This is a genomic window from Bradyrhizobium sp. dw_78 (genome assembly GCF_018449525.1).
Taxonomy (GTDB): domain Bacteria; phylum Pseudomonadota; class Alphaproteobacteria; order Rhizobiales; family Xanthobacteraceae; genus Bradyrhizobium.
Genome location: NZ_JAAVUS010000001.1, coordinates 33,577 through 48,557 on the forward strand (window position 1 = coordinate 33,577; position 14,981 = coordinate 48,557).

Annotated in this window: 17 protein-coding genes; 14 read left to right on the plus strand and 3 right to left on the minus strand. The window is 63.0% G+C overall.

What is annotated here, in order from left to right; genetic code table 11:
• Positions 1–148 precede the first annotated feature (148 nt).
• From phnC to phnE (HB630_RS00140), 4 genes are all read left to right on the plus strand, one after another.
• The gene (gene phnC, locus HB630_RS00125; RefSeq protein WP_213769345.1) at positions 149–976 is read left to right on the plus strand and encodes a phosphonate ABC transporter ATP-binding protein; all 828 of its coding nucleotides are present in this window, start codon (positions 149–151) and stop codon (positions 974–976) included.
• A 97-nt stretch (positions 977–1,073) separates the two neighbouring features.
• Positions 1,074–2,006: a phosphonate ABC transporter substrate-binding protein gene (phnD, locus tag HB630_RS00130; RefSeq protein WP_213769346.1), complete on the plus strand. Its 933-nt coding sequence runs from the start codon at positions 1,074–1,076 to the stop codon at positions 2,004–2,006.
• An 82-nt stretch (positions 2,007–2,088) separates the two neighbouring features.
• Positions 2,089–2,976, plus strand: coding sequence for a phosphonate ABC transporter, permease protein PhnE (phnE, locus tag HB630_RS00135; RefSeq protein ID WP_213769347.1), 888 nt, complete (start codon positions 2,089–2,091; stop codon positions 2,974–2,976).
• Positions 2,973–3,821, plus strand: coding sequence for a phosphonate ABC transporter, permease protein PhnE (phnE, locus tag HB630_RS00140; protein WP_213769348.1), 849 nt, complete (start codon positions 2,973–2,975; stop codon positions 3,819–3,821). The genes phnE (HB630_RS00135) and phnE (HB630_RS00140) overlap by 4 nt, the downstream gene beginning before the upstream one ends.
• Positions 3,822–3,854: 33 nt before the next feature.
• Here the strand turns inward: phnE (HB630_RS00140) and phnF are convergent, their stop codons facing one another.
• Positions 3,855–4,583: a phosphonate metabolism transcriptional regulator PhnF gene (phnF, locus tag HB630_RS00145; RefSeq protein WP_213769349.1), complete on the minus strand. Its 729-nt coding sequence runs from the start codon at positions 4,581–4,583 to the stop codon at positions 3,855–3,857.
• 115 nt (positions 4,584–4,698) lie between these two features.
• Between phnF and phnG the strand changes: the two genes are divergently transcribed.
• The 8 genes from phnG to phnN are packed head-to-tail and all read left to right on the plus strand — an operon-like array spanning position 4,699 to position 11,069.
• Positions 4,699–5,190, plus strand: coding sequence for a phosphonate C-P lyase system protein PhnG (gene phnG, locus HB630_RS00150; RefSeq protein WP_276571574.1), 492 nt, complete (start codon positions 4,699–4,701; stop codon positions 5,188–5,190).
• A 3-nt stretch (positions 5,191–5,193) separates the two neighbouring features.
• A complete protein-coding gene (gene phnH, locus HB630_RS00155; protein WP_213769350.1) occupies positions 5,194–5,802 on the plus strand; it encodes a phosphonate C-P lyase system protein PhnH in 609 nt (202 codons plus the stop codon).
• Between the two features lie 3 nt (positions 5,803–5,805).
• Entirely contained in the window at positions 5,806–6,909 is a 1,104-nt protein-coding gene (locus HB630_RS00160) for a carbon-phosphorus lyase complex subunit PhnI (protein ID WP_213769351.1), read from the plus strand.
• The gene (locus HB630_RS00165) at positions 6,906–7,790 is read left to right on the plus strand and encodes an alpha-D-ribose 1-methylphosphonate 5-phosphate C-P-lyase PhnJ (RefSeq protein ID WP_213769352.1); all 885 of its coding nucleotides are present in this window, start codon (positions 6,906–6,908) and stop codon (positions 7,788–7,790) included. Before HB630_RS00160 ends, HB630_RS00165 begins: the two co-directional genes overlap by 4 nt.
• The gene (gene phnK, locus HB630_RS00170) at positions 7,783–8,586 is read left to right on the plus strand and encodes a phosphonate C-P lyase system protein PhnK (RefSeq protein ID WP_213769353.1); all 804 of its coding nucleotides are present in this window, start codon (positions 7,783–7,785) and stop codon (positions 8,584–8,586) included. The genes HB630_RS00165 and phnK overlap by 8 nt, the downstream gene beginning before the upstream one ends.
• A gap of 20 nt (positions 8,587–8,606) precedes the next feature.
• Positions 8,607–9,305, plus strand: a complete 699-nt coding sequence (phnL, locus tag HB630_RS00175) for a phosphonate C-P lyase system protein PhnL (protein WP_213770649.1) — start codon at positions 8,607–8,609, stop codon at positions 9,303–9,305.
• A 16-nt stretch (positions 9,306–9,321) separates the two neighbouring features.
• Positions 9,322–10,476: an alpha-D-ribose 1-methylphosphonate 5-triphosphate diphosphatase gene (locus HB630_RS00180; RefSeq protein ID WP_213769354.1), complete on the plus strand. Its 1,155-nt coding sequence runs from the start codon at positions 9,322–9,324 to the stop codon at positions 10,474–10,476.
• Positions 10,473–11,069: a phosphonate metabolism protein/1,5-bisphosphokinase (PRPP-forming) PhnN gene (gene phnN / locus HB630_RS00185; protein ID WP_213769355.1), complete on the plus strand. Its 597-nt coding sequence runs from the start codon at positions 10,473–10,475 to the stop codon at positions 11,067–11,069. Before HB630_RS00180 ends, phnN begins: the two co-directional genes overlap by 4 nt.
• A gap of 99 nt (positions 11,070–11,168) precedes the next feature.
• Here the strand turns inward: phnN and HB630_RS00190 are convergent, their stop codons facing one another.
• Positions 11,169–12,329 (minus strand): patatin-like phospholipase family protein, encoded by a 1,161-nt coding sequence (locus tag HB630_RS00190; RefSeq protein ID WP_213769356.1) that lies wholly within the window; start codon positions 12,327–12,329, stop codon positions 11,169–11,171.
• A 303-nt stretch (positions 12,330–12,632) separates the two neighbouring features.
• Here HB630_RS00190 and HB630_RS00195 point away from each other — a divergent pair, with 303 nt between their 5' ends.
• Positions 12,633–13,406 carry an acetoacetate decarboxylase gene (locus HB630_RS00195; protein ID WP_213769357.1) on the plus strand — a complete coding sequence of 258 codons (774 nt, stop codon included), beginning with the start codon at positions 12,633–12,635 and terminating at the stop codon, positions 13,404–13,406.
• 154 nt (positions 13,407–13,560) lie between these two features.
• Here the strand turns inward: HB630_RS00195 and HB630_RS00200 are convergent, their stop codons facing one another.
• The gene (locus HB630_RS00200) at positions 13,561–13,782 is read right to left on the minus strand and encodes a hypothetical protein (RefSeq protein ID WP_213769358.1); all 222 of its coding nucleotides are present in this window, start codon (positions 13,780–13,782) and stop codon (positions 13,561–13,563) included.
• Between the two features lie 210 nt (positions 13,783–13,992).
• Here HB630_RS00200 and HB630_RS00205 point away from each other — a divergent pair, with 210 nt between their 5' ends.
• Positions 13,993–14,976 (plus strand): YbhN family protein, encoded by a 984-nt coding sequence (locus HB630_RS00205; RefSeq protein WP_249780588.1) that lies wholly within the window; start codon positions 13,993–13,995, stop codon positions 14,974–14,976.
• The last annotated feature ends 5 nt before the right edge of the window (positions 14,977–14,981 follow it).

The following is a 14,981-nucleotide window of genomic DNA, read 5'->3' on the forward strand; positions in this document are numbered from 1 at the left end:
ACGTCATCGATAGCCTTCATGACGATATAATGACAACTCAATGACGCGGCAGCCTCCAATGTTGACGGTTGCCGCACCGCAGTGCGATTGTCACATAACTGTTAAATCCCGACGCTAGCGATGATCGGCGGCTACGGTGGAGCATCGCATGTTGGTGGTGGAAGGTTTGACGTGCCGTTTCGGCGCGAAGGCCGCGGTCGACAATGCGTCGTTCTCGGTTGAACCGGGCACATTCGTCGGTGTGATTGGCAGATCGGGTGCCGGCAAGTCGACACTGTTGCGGATGATCAACCGTCTCGCCGAGCCGACCTCGGGACGGATTCTGTTCGACGATCTCGATGTGACGGCGCTGCGTGGCAGAAATCTGCGCAAATGGCGGGCGCGCTCGGCGATGATCTTCCAGCAATTCAATCTGGTCGGCCGGCTCGATGTCCTCACCAATGTGTTGATGGGCCGGCTTGCCGATATTCCGGCATGGCGATCGCTGGCGCAACTCTGGCCGGAAGCGGACCGGGCGCTGGCGATGTCGGCGCTGGAGCAGTTCGACATCGCCCAATATGCCGCGCAGCGCGCCGACCAGCTTTCGGGCGGCCAGCAGCAGCGCGTGGCTATCGCCCGTGCCCTGGTGCAGCAGCCGGATATCATCCTCGCCGACGAGCCGATCGCCTCGCTCGATCCGCGCAACACCAAGATCGTGATGGATGCGCTGTTGCGCATCAACAAGCATTTCGGGATCACGGTTTTCTGCAATCTTCATTCGCTTGAACTGGCGCGCGGCTATTGCGACCGCCTGATCGGCATGTCGGCCGGGCGCGTGGTGTTCGATGGCGCGCCGGCCGCGCTGACCGACCACATCGCGCGCGAACTTTACGACCTCGAGGCCAATGAAGTGATGGGCCATGAAGTCATGGGCGGTGCGCCGGTGCCTGCGCCCGATGGCGCGACGGTTCCCGCTCTCGGTACCGTCGCGGCCTGAAGGCGCGATCGAACCTTGGATTTTACGAAGACGCGGCCGTCGCAAGCCTGCAATCGGCCGGCAGTAATATCGCACGGGACTCAACAAGGAGATCACCATGATCAATCGTCGTATTGTTCTTGCCGGCGCCGCGTCGCTGGCCTTTGTCCGTACCGCCATGTCGGCGGAAGACTGGAAAGCGAAATATCCGGAAATCACCTTTGCGGTGATTCCGGCCGAGAACGGCTCGGGCGTGACCGAACGCTTTACGCCGTTCGTGAATTATCTGTCGAAGGAACTCGGTATCAAGGTGACGCTGCGCGTCGCCAACGACTACGCCGCCGTCATCGAGGGACAGCGCGCCGGTAATATCCAGATCGGCTATTACGGACCGGCATCGTTCGCCCGTGCCCTCGTCACCGGCGTCAAGACCGACGCCTTCGTGATCGACGTCAATTCCGACGGTTCCAAGGGCTATTATTCGGTGTTCTATGTGCTGGCCAAGAGCCCCTATCAGAAGCTCGAGGATTTGAAGGGCAAGAACCTCGGTCTGGTCGATCCCAACTCGACCTCCGGCAACAACATGCCGCGCTTCAAGATGAACCAGATGGGCATCGATCCCGACACCTTCTTCTCGCAGGTGGTGTTCACCGGCAGCCACGAGAACGCCGTGCTGGCGCTGGCACAGGGCACCGTCGACGTCTGCGCCAATTGGTGGAACGCCGAGGACGATTCGAACCTGACGCGCATGCTCTCCAAGAACATGGTCAAGTCGAGCGACGGCACGCCGCTGAAGAAGGAAGACTTCCGGATCATCGTGAAGTCCGACCTCATCATCAACTCGCCCTACGCCTATCTCAGCGAATTGCCCGATGACATGAAGGCGGCGATCAAGCAGGCCTTCCTCGATGCGCCGAAAAAGGACAGCGAAGCCTTCAAGAAGCTCTCGGATGGCAAGAACCAGCCGTGGCAGTCGGTCGGCAACGCAGACTACGACAAGACCATCGAGCTGATTAAGTTCGTCGACAATCTGCGCAAGAAGGCGTCCTGATCACAGGATGCCGACACAGGAGCCGGGTCCGCCGCGACCCGGCTCTTTTGCTTGAGATGAAGCGCCCGCGGCCATCGGCACCATGACAACAACAGCCGTATCCATTCTTCCCGGTCAGCAGCTTGCCGCGCTCAACGAGGCCTATGGCAAGGCAGTGGCGCGGCGGCGTCTGCGCTTTACGCTCGCAACCGCCGTATTCTGTACCGCGCTGATCATCGCCGCGATCGGGGCGGATGTGAACCTGAGGACGCTGTTCACCTATTTCGGACATTTCGTCAGCTATTTCGATCGCATCCTGACGCTCGATGACAGCCACCGGGTCTGGACCAATATTCCGGAATGGCTGTGGGGCTGGCGCAAATGGTCGCTGCTCTTGGGCGAAACCATCCTGATCAGCTATGTCGGCACCTTGTCCGGCGCGGTGATCGGCTTTGCGCTCAATTTTCTCGCGGCTGAAAACACCTCGCCAGGACCGTGGACGCGCTTCACCATCAAGCGGCTGATGGAATTCTGCCGCACGGTTCCCGATATCGTCTTCGCCCTGATCTTCGTCATCGCGTTCGGTCTCGGCCCGATGGCCGGCGTGCTCGCGATCATGATCCATTCGATCGGCGCGCTCGGAAAACAATATGCCGAGATGGTCGAGAACATCGACATGAAACCGGTGGAAGGCGTGCGTTCCACCGGCGCCGGCTGGATCTCCTGCATGCGGTTCGCGGTGTTGCCGCAGGTCGCGGCGGGCTTCGCCAGCTACACGCTGCTGCGCTTCGAGATCAATGTGCGCAGCGCCTCGGTGATGGGTTTCGTCGGCGCCGGCGGCATCGGGCTGGAACTGATCACGGCGATCCGCAAATTCTATTATTCGGATGTGAGCGCGATCCTGCTGATGATCATTCTGACCGTCTTTGTCATCGACATCGGCACCGGCTGGATCCGCGGCCGGCTGTTCGGCGGGGAACGGCGGTCATGACCAAAGTCTCGATACCCGAACCCGAAGGGCTGCGGGCACGATATCCGGATGTTTTCGAGCGGCCGGCCTCGGCGCGGCTCGCCTGGCCCTTGATGCTGCTCGTCGCGTTGGCGATTTTCGTGTTCGGGCTGGTCCATCTCGGATTTTCGCCCTGGCGCATGCTCAACGGCCTGCACCAGCTCGGCTGGATCACGCTGATGATGTTGCCGCCCAACCCCGGCTCGTCGCTGCCGACCTACCTCCACGCGCTCGGCGAAACCCTGTCGATCGCGCTGCTCGGCACCACGTTGGCCGCGGTGTTCGCGCTCCCGGTCAGCCTGCTCGCGGCCAAGAACATCGTGCCCTCGAACATCTTCCGTTTTCCGATTCGCCGCTTCCTCGACACCATCCGCGGCGTCGATACCCTGATCTGGGCGCTGGTCTGGATCAATGTCGTCGGCCTCGGCCCGTTCGCGGGCGTGCTCGCCATCGCGGTGTCGGATTTCGGCGCGCTCGGCAAATTATTTTCCGAGGCGATCGAAGGCGCGGACCGCAAGCAGGTCGAAGGCATCCGCGCTTCCGGCGGCAATGCGCTGCATGAGATCCGTTTCGGCCTGATGCCACAGGTGTTTCCTGTCATCGCCGGCCAGGTGCTTTATTTCATCGAGTCCAATACCCGTTCGGCGACCATTATCGGCATCGTCGGCGCCGGCGGCATCGGCCTGCAACTGGCCGAGCAGATCCGCGTGCTGGAATGGCAAAAGGTGTCGTTCCTCATTCTGATGGTTCTGATCGCCGTTGCCGTGATCGACTGGATCTCGAGCAAGCTGCGTTTCGCCATCATCGGCCCGCGCGCGGTGGTGTAGCGCATTCCGTTTGGATGGAATGACGCCGCTGCTCTAAACGTTCTCGACCAGGAACTCGACGCGCTCGGCGGCAAAGCGCGAGCGCTTGGTGACGAGCGGCTGGCCATCATTATCGACGTCGGTGGAATCGACCACCAGAATGGGGCGTCCCAGCGTGAGGTCCAGCCGCGCGGCGTCGGTGGCGTCGACGATCGCCGCGGTGATCCGGGTGGAAGCCCGGCGATAGTCGCGAACGCCGTAATGCGTCAGCAGCTTGGTCATCGAGCGCGCGCTGGCGAAGACATTGCCGGCATCAGGAAAACGTTCGGCGGAGAGCCATGTGGTGCTGATACAGACCGGCGCGCGGTCGGCGAGCCGCAGCGCTTCGATCCGGGCCAGCGGCGCGCCGGTCTTGAGGCCGAGCAGTTGCGCCAGTTCGCGCGTCGCCGGCTCTTCGGACGCATCGATCAGCTGGCCGCGCGGCTCGCGCCCGCCGGCGCCGACGATTTCGGAAAAACGTGTTCGCGAGCGCAGCGGATAGGCCAGACGAGCGGTTTCCACATAGGTGCCGCTGCCGCGTTCGGCGCGCACCAGCCCGCGTTCGGCCAGCGCCGCCAGCGCCCGGCGCACGGTATGGCGATTGACCCGATAGGTTTCGGCAATCTCCATCTCGCCGGGCAGTTTCTCGCCGGCCGTGAAGCGGCCTTCGGCGATGCCGCGCTCGATCCCGTCGGCGACCTGCCGCCACAGGGCCACGCCGGAACTGATGTCCTGCATATTCATGGCGCGGGCCAGCCGGAAAAAATCATCCAGAAAGTCATTTTGTCACGAAACATTCATTGGCAACGCTTGGCAAGTTGTCTATTATCATAGACAACTCGATTCAGGCAAGGTTGAGATGTCCGCAAGCGACGATGCAATCGACGTTGATGTCCGTAACGGCGATAACGGCAAGCAGGCGCTGCGCAAGGCGGCGATGGCGGTGCTGGCGTATTCCGACGCCGCCCAGATCGCCGCGCGGCTCGATATGATGGCCCTGCCGGCCCACGAAGATCTGCGCGAGCCGGAAAACGGCCTGGTGATGGTGCGCGGCCGGGTCGGCGGCGACGGCGCGCCGTTCAATCTGGGCGAAGCCACGGTCTCGCGTGCGGCGGTGCGGCTTGTGACCGGCGAGGTGGGTTTTGGCTATACGCTCGGCCGCGACCGGCAAAAGGCGCGCCTGATCGCGTTGTGCGATGCCCTGATCCAGACCGCCGGCCATGCCGATATGGTCGAGGCGCAGGTGCTCGCGCCGCTGCGCGCGGTTGTCGCGTCCGATCGTCATCGCAGGGCGCGGGAGACGGCGGCGACGCGAGTCGATTTTTACACGATGGTACGCGGCGAGGGCTGAACGATGACCACAGTTGCCGAAATGCCAGCGGGTTTCGCGGACAAGGTGGTGTCCGCGCAAAAGACCTTTCGGTCGGTGATGGATGCGATGGCGCGGCCCGGCAGCGTGCAGCGTATTTCGGCGGCAAGCGGGACGCCTCCCGGCATGATGCGCGGCACCGCCGCGATCGCGCTGACGTTGTTCGACCACGACACGCCGCTTTGGCTCGACCCGTCGATGTCCGCGGCCTCGGATGTGTCGAAATGGCTGAAATTCCATACCAGCGCGCCTGTCGTCACCGACTCCTCGGTCTGCAATTTTGCACTGATCGGCGATGCGAAAGCGCTTCCCGCGCTCGACCGCTTCGCTTTCGGCAGCAACGAATATCCTGACCGCTCCACCACGCTGATCCTCCAGGTCGAAAGCCTGAGCGAAGGGCCGGCGGTCGAACTGCAAGGCCCCGGCATCGACGGCGTTGCGGTGTTGCGGGCCACGATCCAGCCTTCGGATTTGTTCGAACGGCTTGCCGTCAACGCCGCGCTGTTTCCGCGCGGCATCGATGTCGTGCTGGTTCATGACGATTGCATGGTCGCGATCCCGCGCACCACGCGGCTGGCAGCCAAGGGAGACTGACGCATGTATGTCGCGGTCAAGGGTGGCGAGCGCGCCATCGACAACGCCCACCGTCTGCTGGCGCATGAGCGCCGCGGCGACCGTGAGGTGCCGGAGATTTCGCTGGCGCAGATCTCCGGCCAGCTCAGCCTTGGCGTCGACCGCGTGATGACCGAAGGCTCGCTCTATGATCGCGAACTCGCGGCGCTGGCGATCAAGCAGGCGCGTGGCGACCTGATCGAGGCGATCTTCCTGGCCCGCGCCTTCCGTGCCACCTTGCCGCGCTTCGGCGCCACCGAGCCGGTCGATACCGGCGCGATGCAGGTACGGCGCCGGATCTCGGCGACCTTCAAGGACATCCCCGGCGGTCAGATTCTCGGGCCGACGTTCGATTACACCCATCGGCTGCTCGATCCGCAGCTTGCCGGGGGATTCGTCCCCGAACAGCCTGCGACCTCGGACGCCTCGGACGCGGCGATGCCGCGTGTCACCGACATCCTCGGCCGCGACGGCCTGATCGAGCCGTCTCCGCCTGCGGATACCGGCGCGCCCGTCGGCGATCTGACCCGCGAGCCCCTGAATTTTCCCGCCGACCGCGATCTGCGCTTGCAGAATCTGGCGCGCGCCGATGAGGGCTTTCTGCTCGCGCTCGGCTATTCCTCGCAGCGCGGTTACGGCCGCAACCATCCCTTTGCTGGCGAAATCCGGCTTGGAGAGGTCGAGGTCGAGTTCATGGCCGAAGATGCCGGCTTCACGGTGCCGCTCGGCCCGATCACGCTGACCGAATGCCAGATGGTCAACCAGTTCAAGGGCTCGGCGACCGAAGCGCCGTGCTTTACCCGCGGCTACGGGCTGGCGTTCGGACACAGCGAGCGCAAGACCATGTCGATGGCGCTGGTCGACCGCAGCTTGCGCGCGCGTGAGCTTGGCGAGGAAGTTCTGGCGCCGGCGCAGGATGAAGAGTTCGTGATGTCGCATTCCGACAATGTGCAGGCGACCGGATTCGTCGAGCATCTCAAGCTGCCGCATTATGTCGACTTCCAGTCCGAGCTCGGGCTGTTGCGCAAGCTGCGCCAGGAATTCAGCGAGGCCGTCGAGCCGTCGCAGATCAAGGAAGCTGCGGAATGAGCGCGCCGACCTATAATTTCGCCTATCTCGACGAGCAGACCAAGCGGATGATCCGCCGCGCGATCCTCAAGGCGATCGCGATCCCCGGCTATCAGGTGCCGTTCGCCAGCCGCGAGATGCCGATGCCCTATGGCTGGGGTACCGGCGGAGTACAGGTGACGGCGGCGATCCTCGGGCCCGACGATGTGCTCAAGGTGATCGACCAGGGCTCCGACGACACCACCAACGCGATCTCGATCCGCAAATTCTTCGCCAAGACCGCCGGCGTCGCGACCACCACCAGCACGGCGGATGCCACCGTGATCCAGACCCGCCATCGCGTTCCCGAAGCGCCGCTGCATGCGGGGCAGGTGCTGGTCTATCAGGTGCCGATTCCGGAACCGCTGCGCTACCTCGAACCGCGCGAGACCGAAACGCGGCGCATGCACGCGCTCGGCGAATACGGCCTGATGCATGTCAAGCTCTATGAGGACATCGCCCGCTTCGGCCATATCGCGACCTCCTATGCCTATCCGGTCAAGGTCAACGCGCGCTATGTGATGGACCCGTCGCCGACGCCGAAATTCGACAATCCGAAGATGGACCATTGCGCGGCGCTGCAATTGTTCGGCGCCGGGCGCGAGAAGCGGATCTATGCGATCCCGCCGCACACCCCGGTGGTGTCGCTCGACTTCGAGGATCATCCGTTCACGCGCTACCGCTTCGACGCGCCCTGCGCGCTGTGCGGCGCCGATGATTCCTACCTCGATGAGATCGTCACCGACGACAAGGGCAGCCGGATGTTCGTCTGTTCCGACACCGATTACTGCGAGACCAGGCAAGCGCAGGGTCATCGCGGCAGCGAGAGCGCGGCGCCGCACAAGGAACGCGCGCATGGCTGAGACAGGCAACGCCGTGCAGGACAATGACGCGCCGCTGCTGGTCGCGGATGACTTGAGCAAATCCTATGGCCGGCTGACGGCCTGCCGCGACGTGTCGTTCGCGCTCTATCCCGGCGAGGTGCTGGCGATCGTCGGCGAGTCCGGTTCGGGCAAGTCGACGCTGCTGCAATTGCTGTCGGCGCAGCTGGCGCCGAGCGCGGGCGGTGTATCGTACCGGATGCGCGACGGCGTGATGCGTGATCTCGCCAGTCTCGGCGAGGCCGAGCGGCGGTTTCTGTTCCGCACCGATTGGGGCTATGTGCATCAGGATCCGGCGCAGGGCCTGCGCATGGCGGTGTCGGCCGGCGCCAATGTCGGCGAGCGGCTGATGGCGGTGGGCTGGAATCACTATGGACGGATCAGGGATGCCGCGTCGTCCTGGCTGGAGCGGGTCGAGATCGGCATCGACCGTATCGACGATGAGCCGCGGACCTATTCGGGCGGCATGCGGCAGCGGTTGCAGATCGCGCGCAACCTCGTCACCGAGCCGCGCCTGGTCTTCATGGACGAGCCGACCGGCGGGCTCGACGTGTCGGTGCAGGCGCGCCTGCTCGACCTGATGCGCAATCTGGTCAGCGAGCTCGGCCTGGCGGCGATCGTGGTCACCCATGATCTCGCGGTGGCGCGATTATTGTCGCACCGCGTAATGGTGATGAAAGGCGGTCGCGTGATCGAGACCGGGCTGACCGATCAGGTGCTCGACGATCCCCGCGAGCCCTACACCCAACTTCTCGTTTCCTCGATTCTGCCGGCATGAGCGCACCCAGGGCTGAAATGATGACCGCGATGATCGATATCAGCAACGCCCAAAAAAGCTTTGTGATGCATTTGCAGGGCGGGATCGAATTGCCGGTGGTGCGCGGCGTCTCGTTCCAGGTCAATCCTGGCGAATGCGTGGTGCTGTCGGGGCCGTCAGGCGCCGGAAAATCCTCGATCCTGAAGATGATCTTCGGCAATTACCGCTGCGATGGCGGACGGATCGGCATCCACCATCAGGGCAAGGTGATCGATCTGGCCAGGGCCGAGCCGCGGCAGGTGCTCAGCGTGCGCCGCTCTACCATCGGCTATGTCAGCCAGTTCCTGCGCGCGGTGCCGCGCGTCGCTACCGTCGACGTGGTGGCCGAGCCGTTGATCGCAAACGGGACCGCGCGCGCCGAGGCGCGCGAACGAGCGGGGCAGTTGTTGCGCCGTCTCAACATTCCCGAACGGCTGTGGATGCTGCCGCCCTCGACCTTCTCAGGTGGGGAGCAGCAGCGCGTCAACATCGCGCGCGGATTCATTTCCGATCTGCCGATCCTGCTGCTGGATGAGCCGACCGCCTCGCTCGATGCCGCCAATCGCGCGGTCGTGGTCGATTTGATCGATCAAAAGAAACGTCAGGGCGTCGCCATGGTCGCGATCGTGCATGACGACGAGATCCGCCATCTGATCGCCGACCGTACCGTCGACGTGACATCGTTCGCAGCCGCCGCATGAAGGAAGATATTTCAAGATGAAGCCGACGCCCGAAACCGTCATCGGCAATGCCAGGATCGTGCTGGCGGATCGCGTGATCGATCGCGGCTGGATCGCGGTCGTCGATGGCCGCATCGCCGGTTTTGGTGAGGGCAACGCGCCTGCGGGCAGCGAGGACGCGAGCGGCGATCTGGTCATGCCCGGCCTGATCGAACTGCACACCGATCATCTGGAAGCGCATTACGTGCCGCGTCCGAAAGTGTTTTGGGATCCGATTGCCGCGGTCGTCTCCTATGACGGGCAGCTCGCGACCTCCGGCATCACCACGGTGCTGGATTCCTTGCGGGTCTGGCGCGAGGACGGCGCCGAGGACGTGGACGGGCGGGCCGGGGTGCTGGCCGAGGCGATCGCGGTCGCGCGCGCCGAAAATCTGCTGCGGGCGGATCATTTCCTGCATCTGCGCTGTGAAATCCCGATGCCCGACGTGGTCGAGGAAGCCAAGGAACTGGTCGGGCGACCGGATGTGCGGTTGATGTCGCTGATGGATCACACGCCGGGCCAGCGCCAGTTCCGCGACGAAGCCAAGCTGCGCGACTATTATCGCGGCAAGGGCGCCGGCATGACCGATGCCCAGCTCGACGTACTGTTCGAGAAGCGCTTTGCCTATCAGAAGGCCTACGCGGCAACCAATATGCGCGCGATCGTGGCGCTGGCGCAGCAGCACGGCATTCCGCTCGCAAGCCACGACGACACCACGGAAGAGAACGTCACGGATGCGATCCATGACCGGGTTTCGGTGGCGGAATTTCCGACCACGATGGAAGCCGCGCGCGGCCTGCACCAGGCCGGCATCGGCATCCTGATGGGGGCGCCGAACGTGGTGCGCGGCGGTTCGCATTCCGGCAACATCGCCGCTGTCGATCTCGCCGTCGAAGGGCTGCTGGACATCCTGTCGTCCGACTATGTCCCGTCGAGCCTGTTGATGGGCGCGCTGCAATTGCCGCAGCGCGTGCCCGCGATCGATCTAGCGTCCGCGGTCCGCACCGTCACCAAGACACCCGCGGAAGCTGTCGGTCTTTCCGACCGCGGCGAGATCGCCATCGGCAAGCGCGCCGATCTCATTCGGGTGCATGTGGCGCGCGATATTCCGGTGGTGCGTTCGGTATGGCGGGAGGGGCAACGGGTGGCATGACGGACACATTGGCGATATCCGGTCAACGATCGCAGGCGATTGGGCCGGGCCGGCTGATCTTGGTGGTCGGACCGAGCGGCGCCGGCAAGGATACGCTGCTGGGCCTGGCGCGAGCGGCCTGTGCGGACAATGCCGGCATCGTGTTTGCGCGCCGCGTGGTGACGCGCGAAGCCTCCAGTTTCGAGGACAACGAACAAGTCAGCCATGATGCCTTCCAGCAGGCGCTCGCGAGCGACGCCTATGCGATGCATTGGGAGGCGCATGGCCATTGCTACGGCCTGCCGCGCGTGATCGATGACGAGATCCGCGCCGGCCGCACCGTGATCGCCAACGTCTCGCGCACGGTGGTAGGCGCGATGCGCGAGGCTTATCAACATGTCGTAGTGGTTTCGATCACGGCGCCGCCGCAGGTTCTTGCCGAGCGGCTGGCGATGCGGGCGCGCGGCAGCGACGGAAAAATCGAGCAGCGGCTTGGCCGCGCCGTCGATGGCGCCGCGGCCGTGCCCGATTTCACGATTCTGAATGTCGGCATCGCCGATTATCACGCGCGCCAGCTCGTCCGGATCATCAAGGCCGAACGCTGGGACGATTAGAGCACGATCGGTTCTGATTGGATCAGAACCGAAGCTCCGGATTCCTGTTTTGACGCGTTTTCTTCACGCGAACCGATACCCACTTCGTTCGAAGACGCTCTAGTAATCCCGCTCGCGATGCACGTCATGCACGACGATGCTGGTGCCGTCTTCCGGCATCGACAGCCAGTCGCGGCGAAGCAGGGTTCGCCTGGTGTCTTCCAGGCCGCTTTGCCAGTGCTCGCGCATCGAGGTCGCCGAGAATTCATGGTCCTTGGAATCGCCCTCGTAGATTCTCTGCTGATAGATCAGCTGCAGGATGGTGATCCCCGCCAGATGCGCCAGCCGATCGCGCGCCGCGCGCTCCTGGTTGCTTAATTTGTCTTCCGGGATTTTCAGCAGCGCCTGGTAGTAATCCGCTTTCAGATTGTTCATGCGCTTGTAGACATCGGTGTTGTAGCGGGTGCGCGAGGAATAGACGATGTCCTTGTGCCGCGCCATGACCTCCTGAATGTCGCGGGGCAGCAGGCCGCGGGCGCTGAACAGGTCGACCTGGAACACCAGCGAATTCTTGCCGTCGTCCTGCTCCAAGAGGTGCTGTAACGGCGTGTTGGAAACGATGCCGCCGTCCCAGAAATGGTCGGTGCCGATCTTCACCATCGGCAACGCCGGCGGCAATGCGCCGCTGGCCATGATGTGCTCCGGACCGATCACTTCCTTCTTGTTGTCGAAATACAGGAAGTTGCCGGTCAGCACGTTGACGGCGCCGACCGCAAAATGCAGCTTGCGCGAATTGATCAGGTCGAAATCCACCAGCTCCAGCAGGGTGTCGCGCAGCGGCATGGTGTCGTAATAGCTGGTCGCCGTTTTCGCGCCGGCGGGGCTGAGCCACGGGTTGAGCTCGTGCGGCTTGAAGAAGCCGGGCTGGCCCAGCGTCGTCGTCAGCCATGTGCTGGTGAGGTTACGGGCCTTGCGATAGACATCGCCGTCCGGCGTGTAATGCCACACCTTCCGGGCCGTGATGCGATCCCAGAAGGCTTGCAGCCTTTCAAGCCGCCGCTCCGGCGGATTGCCGGCGATGATGGCCGAATTGATGGCGCCGATCGAGACGCCGCACACCCAGTCCGGCTCCATGCCTTCTTCATGCAGCGCCTGATAGACGCCGGCCTGATAGGCGCCCAATGCGCCGCCGCCTTGCAGCACCAATGCGATCCGGTCGCATCGGTCGGGCCGCCAGTCTGATGTTGCGGAAGGCTCAGTGTCGGGCGCTCGCGCATCCATGATGTGCTCTTCGAATTCGGGTGGATTGGAATTCGCCGGTGGATCGACGCCTTGCAGGATTCAAAAATGCGATGACGCCGTTGTGACAAGGCGCTTTTTTCGGCACGCGCCACGCATCGCTAGAAGATCATGGCGGTCATCCCTACGCGGCCCACGTAACGAGGGCGAACGGCTTCATACCCCTGTCAAACACTGCCGGTAGCGTTGTTTTAGTAGTTTGCTCCGCCGATTGGGTACCGTTCGAACATTCATCAGGTAACCGTTCATCAGGGACACCCTTGATCAGGGACAAAGGGTCATTCGATGCGCAAGGCAGATATCCTGAAGCTTCCGTCGATGCCGATGGCGGGTCCGAGCTATCCGGCGGGACCTTATCGCTTCATCAACCGCGAATTCCTGGTCATCACCTATGAGACCGATCCGGAGCTGATCCGCGCCGGCCTGCCCGAACCGCTGGAGCCGATCGAACAGCCGCTGATGCATTACGAGTGGATCAGGATGCCGGACAGTTCGGGTTTTGGCAGCTATACCGAGTCCGGTCTGGTCATCCCGGCGCGGTTGAATGGCGAAGAGGTCAATTTCGTCTCGCACATGTATCTCGACGACGATCCGCCGATCGCCGCGGGCCGTGAGATCTGGGGCTTCCCCAAGAAGTATGCCCACCCCAAGCTCGAAGTGGCAAAGGATACGCTGACCGGCACGCTCGAATATGCCGGCCAGCTCGTTGCGATGGGAACCATGGGTTACAAGCATGAGGCGATGTCCGGCGACGGCGAATTGACGCGCGCGACGCTCTCCAAGACGCAAATCAACTTGAAACTGATTCCGGGCGTCGATGGGCATGCGGAAGTCTGTCAGCTCGTCGCGATCAATCTCACTGACATTGTGGTGAAGGGATCCTGGAGCGGACCCGGACGGCTTCACCTCGTGCCGCATGTCAACGCGCCGGTCGCCGATTTCCCGGTGCGCCGCATGATCGGCGCGCACCATTTCCTGGCCGACCTGACGCTGCCTTATGGCCGCGTGGTCTATGATTACAACAAGCAGGGTGAGGATCTGGCGGAAGCCGCAGAATAACACCGTTTCGCGTTCGGCGTTCGTCCCGTTCCGTTAACTTGGGCACCCTTCGGATCCCCCGGAGGGTGTCTTTTTATGAGGAGGATTTCTTAGCAAGGCACTTTTCATGAGCGGCAGCCGGCGATGACAGCCCCGGATTTGCGTTCCCGGAAATTCAGGCCGCGAGATCCCACAATCGCGCCGAGCCTCTGACCAGCACCTTGCGGCCCGTGTCGGTAATGACGGGGCCATCGTCGGCCATCGCGGCCAGCTGGAGTGCGACGAGTCTTTCGATGATAAATTGATTCAATGTGCGCCGAATGGCGGCGGTCAGGCGGAGCGCCTTCAGCACTTCCCATTGATCCTGCGTCAGATCGTAGTCGAGTTCCGCGCTCATGATTCCTCGAATCATTATGAGTTCGCCGCTTCTTACCGAGGCCGCGTGAACGGGATGCGACGGCAATGCGCCGGGACTCTGCTTACGAAATAGCGGGAATCACGATGTGTTTAGAATGACTGGTAACGCCGCTGTCATATCGGCGTGTCAATCCATGTATGGACCGCACCGAATCAGTTGGCTCGATCGTCGAGATCGCCGCCCGAATGGATGCAAGCCCTGACAATCCTTTCGTCGCAGAAGCGGTTTTTGAGCAGCGGCTGGCTGAAAGGTCTCGGTATCGTCATCAGCGCCGTCATCGTCGCGATGGCGGTATTCGCGCTGATGCACACATTGAAGAATATCCACTACAGCGAAGTCGTCGCGGTCGTCGAGCGCACCAGTCCCGGCCTGATCGCGCTGGCGCTGTTGCTTGTAGTTGTTTCCTACGGAAGCCTGACGATTTACGACGTGCTGGCGCTTCGCACGATCGGTCACGCCGAGGTTCCGTATCGGATCGCGGCGCTGGCGAGCTTTACCAGCTATCCGATTGCGCATGGCATCGGCGCGGTGGCGCTGATTTCGCCGGTCATCCGCTACCGGATCTATGTCTGCAACGGTCTCGGCGCGCTGGACGTGGCCAATATCTGCTTTCTCACCGGGCTGACATTCTGGCTCGGCAATTTGACCGCTTTCGGATTGAGCGTGCTCTATGAGCCCTCTGCCATCAGCCTGATCGATTATCTGCCGTCGCAGCTCAATCGATGGCTGGCGGCGGCGTTGCTGATGGGTGTCGGCGCCTTTGTGGTCTGGAGCTGGCGCTCACCGAGAAGTCTCGGGGCGTGGCGCTGGCCGGTGCGCCTGCCATCCGGGCCGATGGTGCTGCTGCAGATCGTGATCGGCGTTTTCGATCTCGGCGCCGCGGCGCTTGCGATGTATGTGCTGATTCCGGCCGGCGCCGATGTCGGCGTTTTTCAGGTCGCGGTCGTCTTCATCATCGCGACGTTGCTGGGCTTTGCCAGCCATGCGCCGGCGGGGATCGGCGTCTTCGACGCCACCATCCTGATCGGGCTTGGCGGCGACGACAAGGAGCCGCTGGTGGCGGCGCTGTTGATGTTCCGCTTCCTGTATCACTTTCTCCCGTTCCTGATCGCGCTCGGCCTGTTCGGCGCGGTGGAAGGGTGGAGAAGTCTGCAAGTGAAGCGGCCGTCGTGAACCTG